The organism is Pantoea sp. GM_Pan_4, assembly GCF_026541005.1.
Lineage (GTDB): Bacteria > Pseudomonadota > Gammaproteobacteria > Enterobacterales > Enterobacteriaceae > Pantoea > Pantoea dispersa.
This window is the reverse complement of the sequence record NZ_JALNUZ010000009.1, coordinates 77,108-94,439: the sequence shown is the minus strand read 5'-3', so window position 1 is coordinate 94,439 and position 17,332 is coordinate 77,108. Positions and strand designations below refer to the sequence as shown.

At 53.9% G+C, this 17,332-nt stretch carries 17 protein-coding genes; 16 read left to right on the top strand and 1 reads right to left on the bottom strand.

Annotated features, from left to right (window positions below; translation table 11 throughout):
* Window positions 1-335 precede the first annotated feature (335 nt).
* Window positions 336-1,634 carry an NCS2 family permease gene (locus tag OXR61_RS17580; RefSeq protein ID WP_021509817.1) on the top strand — a complete coding sequence of 433 codons (1,299 nt, stop codon included), beginning with the start codon at window positions 336-338 and terminating at the stop codon, window positions 1,632-1,634.
* A gap of 338 nt (window positions 1,635-1,972) precedes the next feature.
* Window positions 1,973-2,269 carry a hypothetical protein gene (locus OXR61_RS17575; protein WP_052022898.1) on the top strand — a complete coding sequence of 99 codons (297 nt, stop codon included), beginning with the start codon at window positions 1,973-1,975 and terminating at the stop codon, window positions 2,267-2,269.
* A 46-nt stretch (window positions 2,270-2,315) separates the two neighbouring features.
* On the opposite strand, the gene OXR61_RS17570 is transcribed toward OXR61_RS17575, so the two are convergent.
* Window positions 2,316-3,770, bottom strand: coding sequence for an AMP nucleosidase (locus tag OXR61_RS17570; RefSeq protein ID WP_021509819.1), 1,455 nt, complete (start codon window positions 3,768-3,770; stop codon window positions 2,316-2,318).
* Between the two features lie 74 nt (window positions 3,771-3,844).
* Between OXR61_RS17570 and OXR61_RS17565 the strand changes: the two genes are divergently transcribed.
* The 14 genes from OXR61_RS17565 (at window position 3,845) to OXR61_RS17500 (ending at window position 17,328) form a co-directional block, all read left to right on the top strand.
* A complete protein-coding gene (locus OXR61_RS17565; protein WP_155519940.1) occupies window positions 3,845-4,006 on the top strand; it encodes a hypothetical protein in 162 nt (53 codons plus the stop codon).
* A gap of 162 nt (window positions 4,007-4,168) precedes the next feature.
* A complete protein-coding gene (locus OXR61_RS17560; protein WP_021509821.1) occupies window positions 4,169-5,227 on the top strand; it encodes a branched-chain amino acid ABC transporter substrate-binding protein in 1,059 nt (352 codons plus the stop codon).
* Window positions 5,228-5,308: 81 nt separating this feature from the next.
* Window positions 5,309-6,223 (top strand): branched-chain amino acid ABC transporter permease, encoded by a 915-nt coding sequence (locus OXR61_RS17555; RefSeq protein ID WP_021509822.1) that lies wholly within the window; start codon window positions 5,309-5,311, stop codon window positions 6,221-6,223.
* A 10-nt stretch (window positions 6,224-6,233) separates the two neighbouring features.
* Window positions 6,234-7,517, top strand: a complete 1,284-nt coding sequence (livM, locus tag OXR61_RS17550) for a high-affinity branched-chain amino acid ABC transporter permease LivM (protein WP_021509823.1) — start codon at window positions 6,234-6,236, stop codon at window positions 7,515-7,517.
* Window positions 7,510-8,385: an ATP-binding cassette domain-containing protein gene (locus OXR61_RS17545; protein WP_021509824.1), complete on the top strand. Its 876-nt coding sequence runs from the start codon at window positions 7,510-7,512 to the stop codon at window positions 8,383-8,385. The genes livM and OXR61_RS17545 overlap by 8 nt, the downstream gene beginning before the upstream one ends.
* On the top strand, window positions 8,378-9,133 hold the full coding sequence (locus OXR61_RS17540) for an ABC transporter ATP-binding protein (protein WP_021509825.1): 756 nt from the start codon (window positions 8,378-8,380) through the stop codon (window positions 9,131-9,133). The genes OXR61_RS17545 and OXR61_RS17540 overlap by 8 nt, the downstream gene beginning before the upstream one ends.
* A gap of 120 nt (window positions 9,134-9,253) precedes the next feature.
* Window positions 9,254-10,675 (top strand): EmmdR/YeeO family multidrug/toxin efflux MATE transporter, encoded by a 1,422-nt coding sequence (locus tag OXR61_RS17535; RefSeq protein WP_021509826.1) that lies wholly within the window; start codon window positions 9,254-9,256, stop codon window positions 10,673-10,675.
* 294 nt (window positions 10,676-10,969) lie between these two features.
* Complete coding sequence (locus OXR61_RS17530) at window positions 10,970-12,820, top strand: glycosyltransferase family 25 protein (protein ID WP_267412488.1); 1,851 nt, start codon at window positions 10,970-10,972, stop codon at window positions 12,818-12,820.
* Window positions 12,810-13,589 (top strand): NTP transferase domain-containing protein, encoded by a 780-nt coding sequence (locus tag OXR61_RS17525; RefSeq protein WP_071813657.1) that lies wholly within the window; start codon window positions 12,810-12,812, stop codon window positions 13,587-13,589. Before OXR61_RS17530 ends, OXR61_RS17525 begins: the two co-directional genes overlap by 11 nt.
* Window positions 13,586-13,975 carry a hypothetical protein gene (locus tag OXR61_RS17520; protein ID WP_021509829.1) on the top strand — a complete coding sequence of 130 codons (390 nt, stop codon included), beginning with the start codon at window positions 13,586-13,588 and terminating at the stop codon, window positions 13,973-13,975. Before OXR61_RS17525 ends, OXR61_RS17520 begins: the two co-directional genes overlap by 4 nt.
* Complete coding sequence (locus OXR61_RS17515; RefSeq protein ID WP_021509830.1) at window positions 13,968-14,639, top strand: NTP transferase domain-containing protein; 672 nt, start codon at window positions 13,968-13,970, stop codon at window positions 14,637-14,639. Before OXR61_RS17520 ends, OXR61_RS17515 begins: the two co-directional genes overlap by 8 nt.
* Entirely contained in the window at window positions 14,639-15,868 is a 1,230-nt protein-coding gene (locus tag OXR61_RS17510; RefSeq protein WP_071813658.1) for a DUF711 family protein, read from the top strand. The genes OXR61_RS17515 and OXR61_RS17510 overlap by 1 nt, the downstream gene beginning before the upstream one ends.
* The gene (locus OXR61_RS17505; protein WP_081035995.1) at window positions 15,825-16,589 is read left to right on the top strand and encodes a class I SAM-dependent methyltransferase; all 765 of its coding nucleotides are present in this window, start codon (window positions 15,825-15,827) and stop codon (window positions 16,587-16,589) included. The genes OXR61_RS17510 and OXR61_RS17505 overlap by 44 nt, the downstream gene beginning before the upstream one ends.
* A complete protein-coding gene (locus tag OXR61_RS17500) occupies window positions 16,582-17,328 on the top strand; it encodes an amino acid racemase (RefSeq protein WP_021509833.1) in 747 nt (248 codons plus the stop codon). Before OXR61_RS17505 ends, OXR61_RS17500 begins: the two co-directional genes overlap by 8 nt.
* Window positions 17,329-17,332: the final 4 nt, after the last annotated feature.

The window sequence follows — 17,332 nt, the reverse complement described above, 5'->3', positions numbered from 1 at the left end:
ACCGCAATATTTCACCCCCGGCTGCGCACGGCGGGAAAACGTTTGCGCGCAGGTGGTGCAATGCACCATAATCGCGCCTCGTTCTGGTTCAGAATTTTCTTAGCCGCAACGGCACGCTAAAACGAAAACGATTGCGTCAGGGAGTGGCATAGCAATTGCTATGTGGACAGGGGATAGCACACGACGTTCTGCTGCCAGCGGTGGCAAAACGCCGGCATAAAAAAATAATTTTCCTCACTTTTTCCGCGTCAGCTTAGCCACCACGCGCGGAATAGCGGGAAAACGCCTTGGCAAGAGAGAGCAGGCCTGCGGGCCGTCTCCGCTGATGAGAGATGATGATGTTAGAAAAACTTTTTAAGTTAAAAGCACACCACACCACGGTGCGCACCGAAATCATTGCCGGTATTACGACCTTTCTGGCAATGGCCTACATCCTGTTTGTGAACCCCAGCATCCTCGGGGCGACCGGTATGGATAAAGGCTCGGTGTTTGTCGCCACTTGTCTGGCTGCAGCCATCGGTTCGATTCTGATGGGCCTGATCGCCAACTATCCGATCGCGCTGGCACCGGGCATGGGCCTGAACGCCTTCTTCACCTACACCGTGGTGCTGCATATGGGCTACACCTGGCAGATCGCGCTGGGTGCGGTGTTCCTCTCGGCGGTGATCTTCTTTGCGCTGTCGATTTTTAAAATTCGCGAATGGATTATTGCCAGCATTCCGCTGCCGCTGCGTGCCGGGATTGCGGCAGGCATTGGCCTGTTCCTCGCACTGATTGCGCTGGAAGGGGCGGGCATTGTGGTGGATAACCCGGCTACGCTGGTCGGTCTGGGCGACCTGACCAAACCGGGTCCGCTGCTGGCGCTGCTCGGCTTCTTTATCATTGTGGTGCTGGAAGCGCGTCGCGTCACCGGAGCCGTACTGATCGGCATTCTGGTTGTTACCTTTATCTCGATGGGCATTGGCCTGACGCCGTTCGCGGGCGTGTTCTCTGCGCCGCCGTCGATTGCGCCGACCTTTATGCAGCTGGATATCGCCGGCGCGTTCAACGTTGGCCTGGTGAGCGTGATCTTTGCGTTCCTGTTTGTCGACGTGTTTGATAACACCGGCACGCTGCTGGGCGTAACGAAACGCGCCGGTCTGGCCGATGAGCAGGGCAACGTGCCGAAAATGGGCCGTGCGCTGATCGCCGATAGCGCCGCTGCACTGTTCGGTTCACTGCTGGGTACCTCAACCACCACCAGCTATGTGGAGTCAGCTGCGGGCGTCAGCGCCGGTGGCCGTACCGGTCTGACGGCGATTGTGGTCGCTATTCTGTTCCTGCTCAGCCTGTTCTTCTCGCCACTGGCGGGGAGCGTGCCGGTCTACGCCACGGCGCCAGCGCTGCTGTTCGTCGCGGTGCTGATGGCCTCCGGTCTGGCAGAAATTGACTGGAAAGATGTCACCACGGCGGCACCGGTCACCGTGACCGCGCTGACCATGCCGCTGACTTACTCAATCGCTAATGGTATCGCCTTTGGTTTTATTACCTGGACGGTGGTGAAACTGCTGAGTGGCCGCACCAAAGAGGTCAATGCGGCGCTGGTGATTCTGTCGATTCTGTTTGTGATTAAACTCGGCTGGCTGAGTGCCTGATGCTGTGTAACGGAAGCCCGCCCGGGCTTCCGTGTAAGTTGTTACATTCGCGTAATGATTGTTTGCGTGATGTCTCGCAATTCCTGCCCGTCGCCACTTTTCTCTTTCAGGCCTGTTGTTTACTGTCTCTCCGTAAATTCTGCCATGCGCAAATTTTTTGCCTGCAGTGGCGGGATCGTGGAATGTTTAATCGCTGCCGCTCTGCTTAAATAGCGGTGGAGTGAGGCGATGACACAAGGTTGCTGAAGAAGGACAAGATAATGGATTATCCCGTTTGCACGCTGCCGCATCGGTTGCCGCCTCGCCTTCTGGCGTTAAGAAATCAGGGAGCACCGCTAATGGTACGATTAACCCAACACGTGGAACAGCTGGCGAACACCACCCGGCTGTTACAGCAGGATGCCGCGGTCCTGACCGCACGTTTTGAAAACCTTGCCACCAGAGCGGACGTGGAACGCGTGCGTACCGAACAGGGGCTGATGTGCAATCAACTGATGAATGAGATCGGTCAGGTGGAGAAACGCATCGATAAAAAGTTCGAACGGTTAAATGACAGACTGATCTGGACCCTCATGTTGCCGGCTATCCTCGCCGTACTGGCATGGTTTGTAAAAGTGGCGGTGCTGAAAATTTAAGGTTGCCAGCAGAAATCCGGCCCGTCCATGGGCCGGAACAGCGGATTTAGCGGAAGGGCGGTTCGTTGAAGGTACGTAGTTTCCTGGAGTGCAGTTTGTCACCCTCGGCGCGCAGCAGCTCAACGGCGCAGATGCCAATCTGCAGATGTTCCGAGATGGCGCCCTCATAGAAACGGTTGGCCTGGCCGGGCAGCTTGATCTCACCGTGCAGCGGTTTATCCGAGACGCACAGCAGGGTGCCGTACGGTACGCGGAAACGATAGCCCTGTGCGGCAATGGTGGCGCTCTCCATATCCACCGCCACTGCGCGGCTCAGGTTGAAACGTAACGCAGATGCGGAGTAGCGCAGCTCCCAGTTGCGGTCGTCTGTGGTGACAACCGTACCGGTGCGCAGGCGCTGCTTCACCTCTTCGCCGGGCATACCACTGACTGCTTTGGTGGCGTCGTACAGGGCACGCTGCACCTCCGCAATGCTCGGGATCGGGATATCCGGCGGTAATACGCTGTCCAGCACGTGGTCGTCACGCAGATAGGCGTGTGCCAGCACGTAATCGCCGATGCTCTGGCTTTCACGCAGGCCACCGCAGTGACCAATCATCAGCCACGCATGTGGGCGCACCACCGCGAGGTGATCGCAGATGGTTTTGGCGTTCGACGGACCGACGCCAATATTCACCAGCGTGATGCCGCGACGGTTGGGCGAGGTTAAATGCCAGGCGGGCATCTGATGCTTCTTCCACGCCAGATCCGACATCATCGCCGTTGGGTCCTGCGTCTCCGCCGTGATCACCACATCGCCGGCGCAGGCGAGACTGTCGTACGGCGTGCTGGGATCCTGCACCTGCTCAATCGCCCAGCGCACGAACTCATCGACGTAGCGCGTGTAGTTGGTGAACAGCACAAACGGCTGGAAGTGTTCTACCGCGGTGCCGGTGTAGTGACGCAGGCGCGCCAGGGAGAAATCGGTGCGCAGCGCGTCGAAATGCGACAGCGGGAACAGCGCGTCGGCGTTGAACAGGCCATCAGCGGTTTCATCGCCAATCTGCGATAGTTCGGTCGTCGGGAAATGGCGCGCAATACTGGCGCTCATGGAGCGGTCCAGCGACAGGTCGGAGCCATCAATCACATAGGGATAAGGGATTTCCTGCTGTGACGGGCCCACCTCGATCAGCACGTCGTACTCTTTTTCGATCATCTGCAGCTGTTCGCTGAGATAGTGACGCAGCAACGCCGGGCGCGTGATGGTGGTGCTGTAGCGGCCGGTGTGGGTAAAACGTCCCCAGGCGCGGGTGCGATTTTGCTGCGGGCCTTCACCCTGCCAGGTGATGCGCAGCTCCGGATAGACAAACAGCCCCTGCTGGCGCAGTCCGGCGTCCGGCAGTGTGCCGCTGGCAGTGAACGTGCGAATGGCGTTGCGCAGCGCTTCAACCGCGTCGTCATACAGACGCTCCAGTTGATCCAGCGCCTGCTCAGTGGTCAATCCGTTCCGTTGCGTATTCATAGATTCTCCTTCAGCAATTTGGACCGATTTGACCAGAGCATAGCGGATAAACCTCTCATCACGATGAAGAATCTGTGATCGACCGCATTCTGCACCATCACGGTGCTGGTAGGCGGCAAAAGGCTGGCTATGTTTATCAGGTGCAGGGAGGCCACATCGCACGTTTTCCGCCCGGCTGCGATGCCGCTGCAAAAAAATTGTCACCGATTGTCTTCTCTGGCGAGCTTTTTGCTTAAATTTCAACCGTGGTCGCGCTGACCACACTGCTCTCGAAGTGTTTCAGATTGATTTCTCCCAGGCCGTGGTATGGCTCCGTTCCTGACCCGTTGAGGATTGAAAGCATGTCTTTGAAATTCATAAAACACCCATTGAAGGTGGTGATGGCAGGTTGTTTAAGCATGGCGTTCTACGCGCAGGCTGACATAAAGATCGGCGTGGCCGGTCCGTTTACCGGACCGAATGCTACGTACGGTACACAATACTGGAAGGGCGCCAGCCAGGCCGCGGCGGACATTAACGCGGCGGGCGGCATAAACGGTGAAAAAATTGTGCTGGTGCAGGGCGATGACGCCTGCGAACCCAAGCAGGCGGTGGCCGTTGCCAACCGGCTGGTGGATCAGGACAAAGTGATGGCGGTGGTGGGCCATTTCTGCTCATCTTCGACCATGCCAGCCTCAGAGGTGTATGACGAGGCGGGCGTACTGGCGATTACGCCCGGTTCAACCAATCCACAAATCACCGAGCGCGGCATGAAAACCCTGTTCCGCATGTGCGGGCGGGATGACCAGCAGGGAACTATCGCCGCGAACTATATTCTCGATACGCTGAAAGCGAAGAAAGTGGCGGTGATCCACGATAAAGATACTTACGGTCAGGGGCTGGCGGATGCCACCAAAGCGGCGCTGGAGAAACGCGGCGTCAAAGAGGTGCTGTATGAGGGGCTGTCGCGCGGTGAAAAAGACTTTAACGCGCTGGTCACCAAAATCGGCGCGGTGAAACCGGATGTGGTCTATTTCGGTGGCTGCCATCCGGAGGCGGGTCCGCTGGTGCGGCAGATGCGTGAGCAGGGCGTCAATGCGGCCTTCTTCTCCGGCGACTGCATCGTGACGGAAGAACTGGTTACTGCCGCCGGCGGTCCGCAGTTCACTAAAGGCGTGTACATGACCTTCGGCAATGACCCGCGCACCATCGCGGATGGCAAAGCGGTGATTGAAAAATTCCGCGCCAGCGGTTTTGAGCCGGAAGGGTATACGCTGTACGCCTACGCCTCCATTCAGGCTCTGGCCGCCGCCTACAAAGCGGCAGGTAAAGACAATGCCAAAGCCAGCGACTGGCTGAAGGCCAACAGCGTTGACACCGTGATGGGCAAGAAGGCGTGGGACGAAAAAGGCGACCTGAAAGTCTCGGATTACGTGGTCTATCAGTGGGATGACAAAGGCAAATATCACCAGCTGTAATTCGCTCTGCGGCCCCGCGCGCAGCGGGGCCGTTCGCATCTGAGCGTGTCCTGTGCACGCCTTCCACCTGCGAGAGACAATATGGACGCCTTCTTTATACAGCAGCTGATTAACGGCCTGACGCTGGGCGCGGTCTACGGGCTGATCGCCATCGGCTACACCATGGTTTACGGCATTATCGGCATGATCAACTTCGCCCACGGCGAGGTGTACATGATCTCTGCTTATCTGTGTGCGATCGGGCTGGCGCTGCTCAGCTACTTCGGCATTCACTCCTTTCCGCTGCTGATCTTTGGCACGCTGTTGTTCACCATCGTGGTCACCGCCGCTTACGGCTGGGCCATTGAGCGCATTGCCTATCGTCCGCTGCGCAATTCCACGCGGCTGGCACCGCTGATCTCTGCCATTGGTATGTCGCTGATTCTGCAAAACTATGTGCAACTCAGTCAGGGACCGAATCAGCAGGGCATTCCCACCTTGCTCAGTGGCGTGCTGCGTATGGAGATCGACGGCGGCGTGGTGCAAATCACGTGGACCAAAGTGTTTATCCTGGTGGCGGCGCTGTGCGGGATGGCGCTGCTGACCTGGATTATCCAGTACACCAAACTGGGCCGTATCTGCCGTGCGGTCCAGCAGGATCGGCGCATGGCGTCGATTCTTGGCATCAATACCGACCGGGTGATTTCGCTGGTGTTTGTCATCGGCGCGGCGATGGCCGGGCTGGCCGGGGTGCTGGTTACCATGAATTACGGCACGTTTGATTTCTACGCCGGCTTCATTATCGGCATCAAAGCCTTCACCGCGGCGGTGCTGGGGGGCATCGGTTCGCTGCCCGGCGCGATGCTGGGCGGTTTGCTGCTGGGCGTGGCCGAAGCGCAGTTCGCCGGGCTGGTGAACTCTGATTACAAAGATGTGTTCTCGTTTTCGCTGCTGGTGGTGATTTTAATCTTCCGTCCGCAGGGACTGCTGGGCCGGCCGCTGGTCGCCAAAGTGTGAGGAAGCCAGAATGAATGCAATGACGCAAACCAGCGGCATCCGTCAGGTGCTGCTCGACACGCTGCTGGCCGGTGCCGTCGCGCTGGTGGTGTTCGGCCCGGTGGTGGGCGTGGTGCTCAGCGGCTATAGTTTTACGCTGTCGCCGCGGCGCGTGGCGCTGCTGGTGGCGGTGGTGATGGCAGGACGTTTGCTGCTGGGGCTGTTTCTGCATACCGCCGTGGGGCGCCGTTTTCTGCGCAAGTTTGAGGGCAACGATGACGGCGTATACGTGCGTGAACCCGGTTACCGCTCGCGCCTGCGCTGGATAATACCGCTGCTGCTGGTTGTGGCCCTGGCGTTTCCGTTTCTCTCCAGCAAGTATCTGCTGACGGTGGCGATTCTCGGGCTGATCTACGTGCTGCTGGGACTCGGGCTCAATATCGTGGTCGGCCTCGCCGGGCTGCTGGACCTGGGCTACGTGGCGTTTTACGCCATTGGTGCCTACGGGCTGGCGCTGGGCTATCAGTATCTCGGGCTGGGTTTCTGGAGCATGATCCCCATCGCTGCACTGCTGGCGGCATTGGCCGGTGCGCTGCTTGGCTTTCCGGTGCTGCGCATGCACGGTGACTATCTGGCCATCGTCACGCTCGGCTTCGGTGAAATTATCCGGCTGGTGCTGAATAACTGGCTGTCGTTCACCGGCGGGCCGAACGGCGTCTCGGTGCCGTCACCGACCTTTCTCGGCCTTGAATTCGCCCGCCGGGCAAAGGAGGGCGGCATACCGTACCACCAGTTTTTGCATCTCGATTACAACCCCAACATGAAGTTCATCTTTATCTACGTCGTGCTGGTGCTGGTGGTGCTGCTGGTGCTGTTTATCAAGCACCGGCTGACGCGCATGCCGATTGGCCGGGCGTGGGAAGCTTTGCGTGAAGATGAAATCGCCTGTCGCGCTATGGGGCTGAATCACGTGCTGGTGAAGCTGTCGGCCTTCATGCTCGGTGCCTCAACCGCCGGTATTGCCGGGGTATTTTTCGCCAGCTATCAGGGGTTCGTTAATCCCACCTCGTTTACCTTTTTTGAGTCCGCGCTTATTCTGGCCATCGTGGTGCTGGGCGGGATGGGCTCGACGCTCGGCGTGGTGCTGGCCGCGTTTGTGCTGACGGTGGCGCCCGAGCTGCTGCGCAGCTTTGCCGAGTACCGCGTGCTGCTGTTTGGCATGTTGATGGTGCTGATGATGATCTGGCGTCCGCGCGGCCTGGTGCGCACCGCACGCGTCGGGGTGCCGCTGAGAAAAGGAGTACGCCATGAGTGATGCCATCCTGCAGGTGGATAACCTGATGATGCGCTTTGGCGGCATCAAAGCGCTGAATGATGTCAGCCTGCGCGTGGAGCGCGGCTCGGTCACCGCGCTGATTGGCCCCAACGGCGCGGGCAAAACCACGGTATTTAACTGCCTGACGGGATTTTATCGCGCCAGCGGCGGGCGCATTGTGCTCAATGCCCATCAGCGCAGCACCGATGTGATTCAGGTGCTGGGCCAGAAGATTCAGCCGGGTGACTGGCTGCGGCCGGCGCGGCTGGGCTCGCGCATCTGGTACAAGATGTTTGGCGGCGCACATCTGGTCAACCGCGCCGGTCTGGCGCGTACCTTTCAGAACATCCGCCTGTTTCGCGAGATGTCGGTGGTGGAAAACCTGCTGGTGGCGCAGCATATGCAGGTCAACCGTCAGCTGCTGGCCGGCATCCTCAATACCCGCGGCTATCGGGCAGCGGAGAGTCGCGCGCTCGATCGCGCTTTTTACTGGCTGGAGCGTGTTGATCTGGTCAGCAGTGCCAACCGGCTGGCCGGTACGCTCTCTTACGGCCAGCAGCGCCGGCTGGAGATTGCGCGCGCCATGTGCACCCGGCCGGAACTGATCTGCCTGGATGAGCCCGCAGCGGGGCTTAATCCGGTCGAAACCGAGGCGCTGAGCCAGATTCTGCACCAGCTGCGCGCCGATCATCGCATCAGCGTGCTGTTGATTGAACACGATATGCCGATGGTGATGCGCATTTCCGATCACATCGTCGTGCTGGATCACGGTGACGTGATCGCCCAGGGCACGCCGCAGCAGATTCGACACGATGCGAAGGTGATCGCCGCTTATCTCGGCGCGGAAGAGGAGAGCGAGCATGGCTGAAGCAATGCTGGCGTTTGAACAGGTGGATGTGTTTTACGGCCCGGTGCAGGCGCTGAAGCAGGTGTCGCTGACCGTGGCGGAAGGGGAAACCGTGGCGCTGATTGGGGCCAACGGTGCAGGAAAATCCACGCTGCTGATGTCGATTTTTGGTCAGCCGCGCATTGCCAGCGGTGAAATTCGCCTGCGCGGAGAACCCATCAGCCAGCGGTCGACCCATTTTATCGCCGCCAGCGGTATTGCCCAGGCGCCGGAAGGACGGCGCATCTTTCCGGATATGACGGTGGAAGAGAACCTGCTGATGGGCACCATCGCCATCGGCGAGCGCTACATGAAGCAGGATAAAGAACGAATGTACACGCTGTTTCCACGCCTGCTGGAGCGGCGAAAACAGCGGGCAATGACGCTCTCCGGCGGCGAGCAGCAAATGCTGGCGATCGCCCGCGCGCTGATGAGCCGGCCGCGTCTGCTGCTGCTGGATGAACCCAGCCTCGGGCTGGCCCCGCTGGTGGTAAAGCAGATTTTCAGCATCCTGCGTGAGCTGACGCAGCAGGGCATGACGCTGTTTCTGGTGGAGCAGAACGCACGCCACGCCCTGCAACTGGCGGATCGCGGTTATGTGATGGTCAATGGCGAAATTCGTCTGAGCGGCAGCGGCAGCGAACTGTTGCACAACGAAGAGGTGCGCAGCGCCTATCTGGGCGGCAGCGGCAGCGTCGGCGCGGGCGGGGAGTCAGCAAAAAGTTTGTAATAATGATTAAATGGTGACGGGAAACACTTTGCATAATCGTTAGCAGCCTATCATCATTATTACTCTACTTCTTAACCAAAGTGATTTGGTACTCCCTTGCAAAATCCTGGCGTAGCAGTAATGCGGGCGATCAGAAACACGGCGTGGTATCCCAAACGCCGTGCTTATCGCACGCTGTTGTGGCGTGAAATCACCCCACTGGCGGTGCCCATCTTTATTGAGAACCTGTGCGTGATGCTGATGGGGGTTCTCAGTACTTTTCTGGTGAGCTGGCTGGGCAAAGAGGCGATGGCAGGCGTTGGGCTGGCTGACAGCTTTAACATGGTGATCATCTCCTTTTTTGCCGCCATCGATCTCGGTACCACGGTGGTGGTGGCGTTCAGCCTGGCCAAACGCAACGGCAAGCGTGCGCGTGCGGCGACGCGGCAGTCGCTGGGATTGATGACGGTGCTGGCGTTTGTGCTGGTCATCGCCATCGAGTTCTGGGGGCATCTGATTGTTGACGTGATTGCCGGCAACGCCGAGCCGCAGGTCAAAGAACTGGCGCTCAGCTATCTGCAAACCTCCGCGTGGAGCTATCCGGCGGCGGCGATTGCGCTGATAGGCAGCGGCGCGTTGCGCGGTGCCGGCAACACTAAAATTCCGATGCTGATTAACGGCGGCATGAATATCCTGAATATCATCATCAGTAGCGTGCTGATCTACGGTGCGCTCGGATGGGATGGGATGGGATTTGTCGGTGCCGGGCTGGGATTAACCATTTCACGCTATATTGGCGCGGCGGCGGCCATTTACGTGCTGTATCGCGGCATCAGTCCGGCGCTGAAAATCACGCTGGCCAGCTATTTCCGCCGCTGGGATCGCAACATCCTGATGGAAGTGCTGGGGATTGGCGTACCGGCCAGTATCGAATCGGTGTTGTTTAACGGCGGCAAACTGCTGACGCAGATTTTTGTCGCCGGCATGGGCACCAATGAGATCGCCGGTAATTTTATTGCCTTCTCCATCGCCACGCTGATTAACCTGCCGGGCAACGCGCTGGGTTCTGCGTCGACCATTATCACCGGCAGGCGCTTAGGGAAAAATCAGGTGATGCAGGCGGAGCGGCAGATCAAGCACGTATTCTGGCTGGCGATGATTGGGCTATGTACGCTGGCGTTTATCACCGTGCCGCTGGCGGGCACGCTGGCACGATTCTACACCCGCGATCCGCAGGTGATTGAGGTAACCAAACACCTGATCTGGCTGAATGCCGCCTTTATGCCTGTCTGGACCGCCTCCTGGGTGCTGCCGGCCGGGCTGAAGGGCGCGCGCGACGCGCGGTACACCATGTATGTATCGATGTTCAGTATGTGGGGCGCGCGCGTGGTGGCCGGTTATCTGCTCGGCATTGTGCTGGGCATGGGGGTGACTGGCGTCTGGCTCGGCATGTTCCTCGACTGGACGGTGCGCGGTATCTGTTTCTGGTGGCGTTTAACCAGCGGCAAATGGCTGAACAATTACCGCAAAATGCTCGCGAAGAGCAGTGGCCCACAGGGCTAAGGAATTCCCACAAAAAGACAGGCACAGGGTTTTATGATCGGGTTATTGCGCCAGCAAAAAAAGATCGCACCCTATGCCTGCCATACCCGGCCCCGCCTCAAGCCGCACGGCTATTTTCGGACTGACCGCTGCCTTTCCGCTGGCAACCTAACTCAGCGCTTTCGTGAATTCGAACGTGATGCGACAACTGTGCACCTTGCCAGTAAACCTAAAAAATTTTTTTAATTTCCTTAAGAATTGTCTTTATTGCGCCGTCCTGAAAATGAGAGCTTTCTTAGTGCGATGGGTGTAGAGATGATGGCAGTCAACTGGCAGACAATAGATAAGGTTGTATACATCAACCTGAACAAACGCAAGGATCGCAGGGTACGTATCGCTCGTCAATTAAAAGCAATTGGCGTACCACGTGAAAAGATTGTCCGTTTTGAGGCTATTGAAGAAGCGCCAGGCTATATCGGCTGTATTAAATCACATATTCTCGTGCTGCAAATGGCTCAGCAAAACGGCTGGAAAAATGTATTGATTCTGGAAGACGATATGGTTTTCCATGATGATATTCAGACCAAACAGCGAATTGATCTATTTCTCTCCTCTTTACAGCAGATCAACTGGCATGTCGCGCTGCTCGCTGCCCACTATGATAACGTCGTGCCGTTAAAAAGTGTGGATTTTATTATTAAGCCGCAATATGCATGGTGCGCTTGCGCTTACATTGTGAACGGTGATTACTACTCCACTCTCATTGATAATTATGCAGAAAGCTTGCAGGGGTTACTGGCGGGTGGCGTTCCTCAGTGCTGGGCTTTAGATGTACGCTGGAATAGTTTGATAAAACGTGACCGCTGGTTAGGTATCTTTCCCAATGCGGGTTATCAGGCCGCTGATAAAAGTGATATCGAAAACCAACCTGTTGATTATCGAGCGCATTTCGCTAAAAAATTAGAAGAAATAGTCTGGCCAGCCTATCAACCTGGCGAAGAAAAGATAAAAGTGGATATCTTTTTCCAGTGGGCCCCCGGCTGGACTAACTTTGAGTCGGTATATCGCGCTATGCAGGCCAAACCGCATTTTGATTGCCAGATTATCCTGGCGCCCTATTTCAGTCGGGGCGCAAAAGCACCGGATTACACTGCACAGCGTGATTTATTAAATGATAAGGGTATCCGGTATACCGAGTATCACGAGTATGAGATTACGGCGCGTAAGCCCCATGTGGTTTTTTTACAAAATCCTTATGATGATGCACGTCCCAATGAACTGCAAAGTTTGACGCTTAATCGACGCAATATTTCTATCGCCTATATTCCTTATGGATTAGATATGGGTGATGGTGAGAGAAACCGTGTTTATCGGTATAATCTTCCCTGTCAAAATGTTGCCAGGTGGGTATTCGTTCGCTCTCAGCGGCATAAAGATGAGTTTGCTAAATATTGCGGAAATGGCAATCAACACGTCTATGTTAGCGGACATCCAAAGCTTGATAACTATACATCACGCTTTGGCGCCCAGGCGGATGGCAAAGTTAATAAAGACAAGCCAACGCTATTATGGGCACCGCATTTCGTCATGCCTGATGATGAAAAGATGTGGTCTACATTTAATTTATATACACAGGCAATGCTCGATATCATCAAACGTGATGACGTTAATTTGGTTATTCGGCCACATCCGCTTTTTAAACAATTTCTGGATATTCGTATAGAGCGCGGAACACACAGCGAAACTGCTCAGAACTGGCAAATGCTGCGCGAATACTCTCATCTCAAATCACATGTGGAGTGGGATTTTTCTGCAGATTATCGCTACGCCTTTTCACAATCAGATGCGCTGATGGCAGATGCAGGATCGTTTTTGCTGGAGTATTTACCTTCGCGTAAGCCAATCCTTTTCCTGACTCATGAAAATTGCCTCGGTATTAACAGTAGCGCTGAATTTATTTATGACGCTTATGACGTTGCGAATGAATCCGCAGATATTAAAACTTTCGTTGATAATCTTGTTTCAGGCAAGGATCCCATGCGTGATAAGCGACTGCAGGTTTTACGTGATGAACTTCATATGCCAGAGCAGGGCGCAGGCAGTGAGATTGTAAAAATCATTGAAAAAACCCTTATGCCCGCTGGAGTTCATCACAATGTCTTCTAAACGCGCCGCAATATTACTGGTTGCTGGTCAGGGAACGAGAATGGGGCATCTGACCCTAAATTATCCTAAATGCTTGCTGCCGGTCGGTGAAATCACCGTGCTGGATACGTTGCTGACTGAGCTGTTAAAATGCGGCGAGCGTGAAATTGTACTGGTTACCGGTCATCAGTCATCAGTTGTAGAACGCTGGATTAAAGATAATTATGCTGATGCTAATATTAAGTTAGCGCACAATGATAATTATAAAAATGATGTCAACATATTATCCGTTGAAAAAGGTGTCAGCGCGCTTAATCATCCTGAATATGGCTATACAATTATCGAAACGGATGTTCTGCTGGATCCACGTGTATGGCCGCGGTTAATGCAAGCTGAAATGGGCAGTGACAGTTTTTGGCTCACCCATGGTTATTACAACTCTTGCCTTACTGGCGGTATTGTCGAAGCCAGTAAAGCTGAACCTGCTATAAAGAAAATTGCCTATGTGCCCGATTACGACTCCGCATTTGATGGCTGGATGAAAATGGTCGGCTTGCTAAGTGTCTCTCCGGAACAGGTGGAAAACGATCGACGCCTGCGGCAGACGTTTTTACAGCAAAGTACCCAGCAATATTACATGGCACCCTGGATTGTACACCGCTCTTGCTTACCCTGCCGTGCTGTAGATATTACGGATTTGTTTGCAAGATCTTTCAACGAAGAAGTCGATTACCGGCAGGCGGTTGCGGATTATCATTTATTATTAGAAAATTTTGAGGCACTAAAATGAATGTAGAGTTTTTTGAACCACAAAAATTGCGCCATATTGAAAAATTCAGTTCACGTCGCGTTGAATGGTTGCGTAATAAAATTCTTCAGGAAGGCGTATGGGTAAAACCTCTGGCGCTTGATCTACACCATAATCTGGTACTGGACGGCCAGCACCGTATGGAAGTCGCGCTCAGTCTGGGACTAAAAAGAGTGCCGGTCGTACGATTTGATTACGCCTCGGTGCCATTAAGATCGTTGCGCGAAAATCATCAATTTGACTGGCAGGAAGTGGCGAGGCGTGCATTAATTAATGACATCTACCCTTATAAAACGGTAAAGCATGATTTCGTTGTACCCATGCCGGTATGTCAATTTTCGCTGCAGGAGTTAGGCTATCATGGTTGAAAATGCCATCATTCTGGCCGCCGGCAGAAGCCTGCAACTGGATGGTAAAAATAAAGTTTTAATTCGCCATCCCAAAACGCGGAAAACGATTCTCGACTATGCTATTGATGCCTTTCATGGGAAAAGAATTACCGTAGTGATTGGCTTTGGTGCGTTACAGATTATGGAGTCCTACCCTGATCTGAATTACGTTATCAATGACAACTGGGCAACGACTAATAATGCAATGAGTCTGGGATTGGCCCTGAATCAGATTAATAGCCCCACGTATGTTGTCTCGGGAGATATGTTTTTTTCTCCTCAGCTTATCCATGAAATGGATCACGCTGAGGGAAATCTCGTTTTGACTCACCAGCGGCATAATCGCATGCTGACCTCCATTCATTGTGACGTTAATCGCCGGGGCATCGTGGAGGAGACGTATCTGGGACCGATACGCGCCGCAGAGCACCCTGAGGCTATGGGTCTGTTTAAAGTCAGTGATATGGCACTCCTGAGTCAGTGGCATAAGCAATGCCTGCGGTATGGTAATTTGTATGCCGCCCAAACGTTACCGTGTCAGAAAACGACAGCACTCTACGCTCACGACCTGGGGGAGCATGCATTTAATGAAATTAATACGCTGGCAGATTACTGGCGTCTGATGCAGGAGGATCACGGTTAATGATACGAGCTATTACGCTGGGCTTGCCTTACTCCGCTATTTCCGACGGGCATTCTGAGTCACGTTTACATCACTTTCGCACGTTAGTGATTGATAAACTCCAGTCTCGTCGTTGGCCACTGCGAACCTTACGTTTAACTCTGCCACCATTGAATGATCGTGATGAAGATGAGATTTATACCCTGCCAGCACGAATAAATTCAATCAATGCGTTGGCTGAAAGACTTGATATTCGTTGGTTTTGCTTACCGCTGGACTTAACGCATGGCGATAATTACCGCGGACGGTTAGATGCCGCGTTTGCTTTACTCTTCAGGCAACCGCGTATGTTTCTGAATCTGATGGTAGCCGATGAGCAGGGTATAAATATTCGAGCCAGCCATGACGTTGCCCGTTTCATGTTGCAGGTAGCACATCGCAGTAATAATGGCTTTGATAATTTCCGCCTCGGTGCCTCATTGCGTTGTCCGCCAAATGCCCCGTTTTTTCCGTTTTCCCGGCATGAAGGTGAGACACTGAAGTTTAGTTTTGCCCTCGAAACTACCGATATTGCTTTGGAATTGAGTGAGCAGGTACGGGAAGGCAACATGCTGCTGGCGGACTTTGCTGACCAGTTTATTCTTCGACTCTGCGCACGCTTACGCGAAATTGATGCATTCGGTCATGAGCTGGCGTCTGATTCAGGGCTTGACTATGCCGGTCTGGATGCCTCACTGGCGCCTTTTCCGGATGGCAGTATTTCTGTTGGCAGGTTAGTTGAAAATCTTGGTGCGCGTCCTGGTGGCGTTCAGGGATCACTCTTTATAACCAGTATTCTGACGAATGCGATTAAAAGCGCAGTCGCAATCAGTGGTGCTCGCGCAACGGGTTTTAATGGCGTCATGTTCTCAGTACTGGAAGATGATGCCCTGGCGAGTACCAATAATCGTCGTGCATTAAGCATTGATACGCTTAATGCATGGTCAACTGTTTGTGGTTGTGGATTAGATATGCTCCCGGTGCCAGGTTCGACACTGCCTGAAGATATTGCCGCGATTATTCTTGATACGGCTGCACTCGCGGTGCGGTTAACGAAACCGCTCGGTGTACGTTTATTACCTATTCCTGGCGGAGAGGTAAATGAATTTACACGCTTTAATTATGACTTCCTCTGCAATAGCCGCATTATGAATATCGCGAAAAGTGATGTCGATTTTTCTGCTGATAATGAACGCTGGACGTATCGCTAAAATCAGGCTTAATGAAATGTTAGATGCAAAAAAAGTGAAGGATTTTTGGGATCGCCGAGCGGATAATTACAATAAGTTATCGTTTGAAAGTTTAGCAAATCTGGAAAACGATCCAAAATTTCTCGATATTAAAATTCGCACAGAGATGCAAAAAGTTTTTGCCTGGTTGCCTGACCTGACAGGGAAAACGGTACTTGATCTCGGCGCCGGGGTCGGGCAGTGGGCTTTTCGCTTTCAGCATGAGGGCGCAAAAAAAATCACCGCTGTAGAGTTTTCAGCTGCAATGATTGAAGTGGGTAAGCTTGAAGCCAGCAAACGCAATATTAATAATGTCGATTTCATTCTTTCATCTGCTGAGAATTATTGTAGCTCAGAGCAGTACGATGTCATTTTTATATCTGGCCTGATGATCTACCTTAATGATGAGCAAACTGAAAAATTGTTAGGTAATTTGCGTGCTTACAGTAAACCAGAAAGCACTATATTATTGCGTGATGGTACGGGGGTCGGTGAAAGATTCGAAATCAATAACCGCTACTCTGCGAATCTGCAAGCAGAGTATTCGGCTACATATCGAACTGCTGAGCAATACGAAGCTATATTTGCGCGGCATGGTTTCAGCTTAACCAGGAGTGAAAATATGTTCCCTGAAGGTCATATGCTTAATAAGTATCCTGAAACCCGATTACGCCTTTATCACTTTGAGCAAAAAAATGGTTAATATCTCACCTCTCTATGACGATGTTAGCTGGCCGGCAGATGAAGGTGTTTTAGGCGTCGTAGGCGTAGCCCCCTGGGCAACACTGGATTTTTGCCAGCAGCTGTATGGCCTGGTTCAGGCAGATAAAGAGTGGCAATATCCGCGACTTATTATTGATAATAATAGTAAAATTCCCAGCCGCGGGCGTCATTTGCAACTGGGTGAACGTGATCCTTCTCCCTGGATTCACGCAACTATCACAGAACTCGCTGCTGCGGGTGCGACGGTTGCCGTTGTGCCTTGTAATACCGCTCACCTCCTTTGGTCGCGCTGGAGCAAGGACGCAGCTATTCCGGTTATTAATATTATTGATGCCACACTTGAGCATATTGCGCCTCAGGGCAAGCGGGTTGTTGTGCTCGGTTCGCAAATGTTGTACCAGAGCAGGCTGTATCAGAATGCGCTTACGCAACAGCACGCCGAGATCGTCAATGTAGCTGCATCCACCCAACAGCTTTTGACACGCTGCATTAACGAGATAAAAGCCACAAAAAGCGTGTCTGAACTCTCAATGCGGCAGTTAGCGGACGCCGTAATTAGCTGGAAGCAACAGGGCGCTACGCACATTATTCTGGCTTGCACAGAGTTGAGTTTGTTAAAACACAGCGCGATCTGGCAGGAAATGACGTTAATTGATTCGAGCGAAGCTCTCGCGCGTGCCGCTTTGCGCGCCATATCATTTCGCCGCCTGCGTGATTAAGGCG

Coding starts and splice junctions, on each gene's coding strand:
- OXR61_RS17580 (WP_021509817.1), top strand. CDS start 336: ATGATGTTAGAAAAACTTTTTAAGTTAAAAGCACACCACACCACGGTG.
- OXR61_RS17575 (WP_052022898.1), top strand. CDS start 1,973: ATGGTACGATTAACCCAACACGTGGAACAGCTGGCGAACACCACCCGG.
- OXR61_RS17570 (WP_021509819.1), bottom strand. CDS start 3,770: ATGAATACGCAACGGAACGGATTGACCACTGAGCAGGCGCTGGATCAA.
- OXR61_RS17560 (WP_021509821.1), top strand. CDS start 4,169: ATGGCGTTCTACGCGCAGGCTGACATAAAGATCGGCGTGGCCGGTCCG.
- OXR61_RS17555 (WP_021509822.1), top strand. CDS start 5,309: ATGGACGCCTTCTTTATACAGCAGCTGATTAACGGCCTGACGCTGGGC.
- livM (WP_021509823.1), top strand. CDS start 6,234: ATGAATGCAATGACGCAAACCAGCGGCATCCGTCAGGTGCTGCTCGAC.
- OXR61_RS17545 (WP_021509824.1), top strand. CDS start 7,510: ATGAGTGATGCCATCCTGCAGGTGGATAACCTGATGATGCGCTTTGGC.
- OXR61_RS17540 (WP_021509825.1), top strand. CDS start 8,378: ATGGCTGAAGCAATGCTGGCGTTTGAACAGGTGGATGTGTTTTACGGC.
- OXR61_RS17535 (WP_021509826.1), top strand. CDS start 9,254: ATGCGGGCGATCAGAAACACGGCGTGGTATCCCAAACGCCGTGCTTAT.
- OXR61_RS17530 (WP_267412488.1), top strand. CDS start 10,970: ATGATGGCAGTCAACTGGCAGACAATAGATAAGGTTGTATACATCAAC.
- OXR61_RS17525 (WP_071813657.1), top strand. CDS start 12,810: ATGTCTTCTAAACGCGCCGCAATATTACTGGTTGCTGGTCAGGGAACG.
- OXR61_RS17520 (WP_021509829.1), top strand. CDS start 13,586: ATGAATGTAGAGTTTTTTGAACCACAAAAATTGCGCCATATTGAAAAA.
- OXR61_RS17515 (WP_021509830.1), top strand. CDS start 13,968: ATGGTTGAAAATGCCATCATTCTGGCCGCCGGCAGAAGCCTGCAACTG.
- OXR61_RS17510 (WP_071813658.1), top strand. CDS start 14,639: ATGATACGAGCTATTACGCTGGGCTTGCCTTACTCCGCTATTTCCGAC.
- OXR61_RS17505 (WP_081035995.1), top strand. CDS start 15,825: ATGTCGATTTTTCTGCTGATAATGAACGCTGGACGTATCGCTAAAATC.
- OXR61_RS17500 (WP_021509833.1), top strand. CDS start 16,582: ATGGTTAATATCTCACCTCTCTATGACGATGTTAGCTGGCCGGCAGAT.